This is a genomic window from Profundibacter sp., assembly GCF_056498605.1.
In genome coordinates, this window is record NZ_JBSMEZ010000100.1 from 1 (window position 1) to 5,409 (window position 5,409).

A 5,409-nucleotide genomic window follows, 5' to 3' on the forward strand; every position below is an offset into this window, starting at 1 on the left:
GCGTGGATTGCGTCCAGATTTCGTGACGGGCTGGACACACGACGCTCCAGCAACCGCCCGCCGCCTGCTGTGATTGTGCGATCAATCACCGAAATCATTGACCCGTCCCCCCCGCCCGACCAGGAACGACGTTAATACACATTGCGGCGTGTTGCAGCGTCAATTTGCATCGCGCCATCGGCAGATTCCCGTACCGGTGGGGCCAGCAATGGCAGTTGTCCTTTTTGGGTAATATCCAGCCACTCAACAATCGCGCCCATTGCCGAATTTTCTGCACGGCTAAACCGTCCGAACGACTCCATCGTGCCGACTTTGAAAAGATCGGTCAGCCGTTTTTCAGCAGATGTGCTATCAAAGCTCGCACTAGAAAGGGCGGTCATAGAAGCGCCAGATTCAGTCACTAACTCGGCTAAACTTGCCTCTGATTGCTCGGATACCACCAATTCGCGCGGTGCTAATCGTGCTAGCTCGGGCCCCAACCGCACCTGCGGGCAGGCCATCACATGAAACACACCGGTTGATATATCGACCCACGCCAGCGCCCCCTCGCCTCGCACTTCGCTAAAGGCTGCTAAATAGTTGTGCCGCCGTGCATCCAGTAATGAATCCTCGGTCAATGTGCCTGGCGTGACCAGCCGCACCACCTCGCGGTGCACCACAGATTTTGCTCCGCGTTTTTTCGCCTCGGCAGGATCTTCCATTTGCTCACAAACCGCCACGCGAAACCCCTTGCGGATCAGCGTCAGGAAATATCCTTCGGCAGCACGCACCGGCACGCCGCACATTGGAATATCCTCGCCCAGATGTTTACCGCGTTTGGTCAGCGCAATATCCAGCGCCTCGGCCGCAGCGACCGCATCATCAAAAAACATCTCGTAAAAATCGCCCATCCGGTAGAACAAAAGCGCGTCTTGATAGTCTGCTTTGATCTCCAGAAACTGTGCCATCATTGGCGTCACGGATGCTTTGGCGATATTCATGTAATCCCCCAGTTATGTCACGTCCGACCATACAAACAGGCCGCCCAATGTGAAAGCCGCAAAAGCAGGATGTTGTGACGTGTGCCGATCGGCGCTATTGGGGTGTATACGCAAAAGGAATGCCCACAATGTCCAGTAATAACAAAGTCACCGCAGAAGAGGCGCTCGCCTATCATCTTGAGCCAAAGCCAGGTAAATTCGAGATTACAGCGACGAAGCCGATGACAACCCAACGTGATTTGTCATTGGCGTATAGCCCGGGCGTGGCTGTTCCAGTCGAGGCGATCGCCGAAAACCCTGAAACGGCTTATGATTATACAAATAAGGGGAATATGGTTGCTGTTATCACCAATGGGACCGCGATCTTGGGCATGGGTAACCTTGGAGCGTTGGCCTCCAAGCCAGTGATGGAAGGTAAGGCCGTTCTGTTCAAGCGTTTTGCCGATGTAAATTCGATTGATATTGAACTGGACACAGAAGATCCCGAAGAATTTATCAATGCTGTGCGGCTGATGGGGCCATCTTTTGGTGGCATAAATCTTGAGGATATCAAAGCGCCTGAATGTTTTATCATCGAACAGCGTCTAAAAGAGGAAATGGACATTCCTGTTTTCCACGATGATCAGCACGGTACGGCGGTGATCTGTGCGGCTGGCTTGATGAATGCGCTGCACCTTTCTGGCAAAAAGATCGAGGAATGCCGCATTGTGGTAAATGGCGCCGGCGCTGCAGGGATTGCTTGTATTGAGTTGATAAAATCAATGGGGGCGCAGCACGACAATTGTATATTATGCGACACAAAAGGCGTGATTTACCAGGGTCGAAAAGAGGGCATGAACCAATGGAAATCTGCCCATGCCGCGAACACAGATTTACGCACTTTGGACGAGGCAATGAAGGAGGCAGATGTGTTTCTGGGTGTGTCCGTTAGGGGGGCTGTTACGTCAGAAATGGTCTCTAACATGGCTAAAGACCCGGTTATTTTTGCTATGGCAAATCCCGATCCCGAGATTACACCAGAAGAGGCGCACGCCGTTCGTGAAGATGCAATCGTGGCCACGGGACGATCAGATTACCCCAATCAGGTGAACAACGTATTGGGCTTTCCCTACCTGTTTCGGGGCGCATTAGATATCAACGCCCGCGCGATCAATGACGAGATGAAAATCGCCTGCGCCCGCGCCTTGGCTGAACTTGCCCGCGCCGATGTACCTGACGAAGTGGCGATGGCATATGGCCGGAACCTGACGTTTGGCCGTGATTACATCATCCCGGCGCCGTTTGATCCGCGGCTGATCTATAAAATCCCGCCCGCAGTCGCCAAGGCCGGTATGGATACAGGTGTTGCCCGCCGTCCGATTGTTGACATCGAAGGATATAAGGAATCGCTAAAAGAGCGGCTTGATCCAACGGCTTCGATCTTGCGTGGCATACATGCCCGCGCAAAGGCCGCGCAACGCCGGATGATTTTTGCCGAAGGTGACGATCCGCGTGTTTTGCGTGCCGCTGTTGCATATCAGCGCGCCGGTTTGGGGCATGCGCTTGTTGTCGGGCGCGAGGCGGATGTCAAAGCCAAGCTGGAAGATGCCGGATTAGGAGATGCCGTTAGTGAACTTGAAGTGGTGAATGCGGCCAACACCGAGCATTTATCAGCCTACAAAGCGTTCCTATACGACCGGCTGCAACGCAAAGGGTATGATCGATCCGACATTCATCGGCTTGCTGCCCGCGATCGTCACGTTTTTTCGGCGCTGATGTTGGCGCATGGCCATGGTGATGGGCTTGTTACTGGTGCAACGCGCAAATCTGCCCATGTGTTGCAATTGATTAACCATGTTTTTGATGCTTCTGCCGAAGATGGTGCTGTGGGTGTCACTGCGGTGCTGCAGGGCGGTAAAATCGTGTTGATTACGGATACTCTGGTGCATGAATGGCCGGATGAGGAAGATCTGGCTACAATAGCCGAACGCGGGGCAGATGTGGCTAAATCTCTAGGGTTAGAGCCTCGTGTGGCTTTTGTCAGCTTCTCGACTTTTGGCTATCCAGTGTCTGAAAGGGCCGAAAAAATGCACCTAGCGCCCAAAGCTCTAGATGCTCGCGGTGTTAGTTTTGAATTCGAGGGCGAAATGACCGTGGATGTGGCCTTGAATGCGAAAGCGATGGCGCAGTATCCGTTTAGCCGCCTGACGGGTCCCGCAAATGTGTTGGTGGTGCCGGCGCGGCATTCGGCGTCAATTTCGGTGAAATTAATGCAGGAAATGGCGGGGGCGACGGTGATCGGCCCAATCCTGACCGGCATTGATAAATCTATCCAGATTTGTTCGACTGTTTCTACATCAAATGATATTTTGAACATGGCCGTGTTGGCCGCTTGCAAGGTGGGTTAGATGACGATCTATAACCTTGGTTCGATCAATGCAGATCACCTATACGCGGTGCCACATCTGCCGCGACCAGGGGAAACATTGTCGGCAAGCAGTTTTTCCACCGGCCTTGGCGGTAAAGGCATTAACCAATCGGTTGCGGCGGCGCGGGCGGGCTCAAAGGTGGTTCATATCGGCGCCGTTGGTCCTGACGGGGGCTGGGCGATTGACCAGATTGCCGGATACGGGATTGATACACAGCTTATCAGCACGGTTGAAACACCCACAGGCCATGCAATTGTGAATGTGGACCAGAGTGGTGAAAATGCCATTGTGATTTTTTCCGGCGCCAACAACTGCCAGAATATAGACCAGATTAATACGGCGCTAGGGGGGGCTGAAGCGAGCGATATTTTGCTGCTACAGAACGAGACCACACTACAGGCCGAAGCTGCAAAACTCGCACATGAACGTGGAATGAGGGTGATCTATTCTGCGGCCCCGTTTTCTGTCGAAGCTGTTAAAGCTGTGCTGTCATACACAACGGTTTTGATGATGAACCAAGTAGAGTCAGAGCAATTATGCCTTGGGTTAGAGACTGATTTAGCGAATTTGCCAGTTGAAGAAATTATCGTCACTAAAGGTTCGGAAGGGGCAGATTGGTTGCGTTCCAATACAGGACAGACTGCGCACGCCCCGTCGTTTCCTGTGGTGGCTGTTGATACAACTGCGGCGGGCGATACGTTTGCCGGCTTTTTTGCTGCCGGCATGGATCAAGGGCAAAGCGTGCAGGAGGCTATGACGCTTGCTTCGGCCGCAGCTGCCTTAAAAGTTACGCGCAAAGGCACTGCTGATGCAATTCCCGCGCGGGCCGAGGTTGATGATTTTCTGAAAGAAACCTGAGCCTAGTGCAAATTGGCAAACGGCGCCGCTTTTCCCCACAGCTTGCGAACACGTGCATCGCGGCCACAAGCATTGCGATATGCTTTGTAGGCTTCTGATTGCCGCTTGGGTCCGAAACGGGTAATAACAATGTTAGATCCCTTATAGTAATTTTGATGATACCTTTCGGCCTTGTAAAACCGCGAGGCTGTCAAAACTGGTGTCACAATCTTTTGGCGCAATCTTTTGCCTGCATCTGCAATAGCCGCTGTCGCCGCGGCCTTTTGTCCAGCATTAGAGACGAATATTGCGGTTCGATACGATTCTCCACGGTCGCAAAATTGTCCACCGGCATCAGTAGGATCAATGGATCTTAGAAACATATTCAACAGCGTGGCATAGTTGACCTTGCCAGAATCATAAGTGATTTTCACCGCCTCATAATGGCCGGTGCCGCCACGCCCAACAGCTTTATAAGTCGGGTTTTTGGTTGTCCCACCCGTATATCCTGATACAGCGCTGATCACGCCGGGAACGCTTTCAAAATCGGATTCGACACACCAGAAACAGCCGCCCGCAACAATCAATGTTTCGGTTTTGCCGGCATAGGCTCGTGTGCAGTTCAGGGTTAGACCGATGACAATTGCAATCAGCAATGCAGCCGGTTTGAATTGATAGGCAGTAATACGCATCAGGGCACTCCTTTTTCTGGCAGCATTATTCAGGTGCCTGCGCCAGACAACCCGCTGTAAGCAAATATCACGCAGCAGTGAACGATATTTACTTCTTGGCGGAATCCCTTGCGCCAATTAGTAATCGGGAGGTGTGCGGGTGTTAGGAATTGGCAAAATGAAAATCGCAATGTGGTCCGGCCCACGAAATCTGTCGACGGCAATGATGTATTCATTTGGTGCGCGGGCAGATTGTGCCGTGTGGGACGAGCCGTTTTACGCATCCTATCTGGCGACCACGGGTTTGGATCATCCTATGCGGAGTGAGATTCTGACGGCGGGGGAGCAGGATGCGGCCAAGGTTACGACGCGGCTGATTGGGGAAAACCCTAATGGCACGGCGCATTTCTATCAAAAACACATGACCCAGCATATGATTGACGGAGTTGATCGCAGCTGGATGAAGCAGGTAAAAAATGTATTTCTTATCCGTCACCCCGCCCGCGTGATCGC

Annotated in this window: 4 protein-coding genes and 1 pseudogene; 3 read left to right on the forward strand and 2 right to left on the reverse strand. The window is 52.6% G+C overall.

Annotated elements, in window-relative coordinates:
* A pseudogene (locus ACWB12_RS10240) lies at positions 1–980 on the reverse strand (MutS N-terminal domain-containing protein); the annotation flags it as partial.
* Positions 981–1,108: 128 nt separating this feature from the next.
* Here ACWB12_RS10240 and ACWB12_RS10245 point away from each other — a divergent pair.
* Both ACWB12_RS10245 and ACWB12_RS10250 read left to right on the forward strand, forming a co-directional pair.
* On the forward strand, positions 1,109–3,367 hold the full coding sequence (locus ACWB12_RS10245) for an NADP-dependent malic enzyme (protein ID WP_479529982.1): 2,259 nt from the start codon (positions 1,109–1,111) through the stop codon (positions 3,365–3,367).
* Complete coding sequence (locus ACWB12_RS10250) at positions 3,368–4,246, forward strand: ribokinase (RefSeq protein ID WP_479529983.1); 879 nt, start codon at positions 3,368–3,370, stop codon at positions 4,244–4,246.
* A gap of 2 nt (positions 4,247–4,248) precedes the next feature.
* Here the strand turns inward: ACWB12_RS10250 and msrA are convergent, their stop codons facing one another.
* On the reverse strand, positions 4,249–4,917 hold the full coding sequence (msrA, locus tag ACWB12_RS10255; RefSeq protein WP_479529985.1) for a peptide-methionine (S)-S-oxide reductase MsrA: 669 nt from the start codon (positions 4,915–4,917) through the stop codon (positions 4,249–4,251).
* 157 nt (positions 4,918–5,074) lie between these two features.
* On the opposite strand from msrA, the gene ACWB12_RS10260 reads away from it, so the two are divergent.
* A partial coding sequence (locus tag ACWB12_RS10260; protein WP_479529984.1) for a sulfotransferase-like domain-containing protein occupies positions 5,075–5,409 on the forward strand: 335 nt, incomplete at its 3' end.

Coding starts and splice junctions, on each gene's coding strand:
- ACWB12_RS10245 (WP_479529982.1), top strand. CDS start 1,109: ATGTCCAGTAATAACAAAGTCACCGCAGAAGAGGCGCTCGCCTATCAT.
- ACWB12_RS10250 (WP_479529983.1), top strand. CDS start 3,368: ATGACGATCTATAACCTTGGTTCGATCAATGCAGATCACCTATACGCG.
- msrA (WP_479529985.1), bottom strand. CDS start 4,917: ATGCGTATTACTGCCTATCAATTCAAACCGGCTGCATTGCTGATTGCA.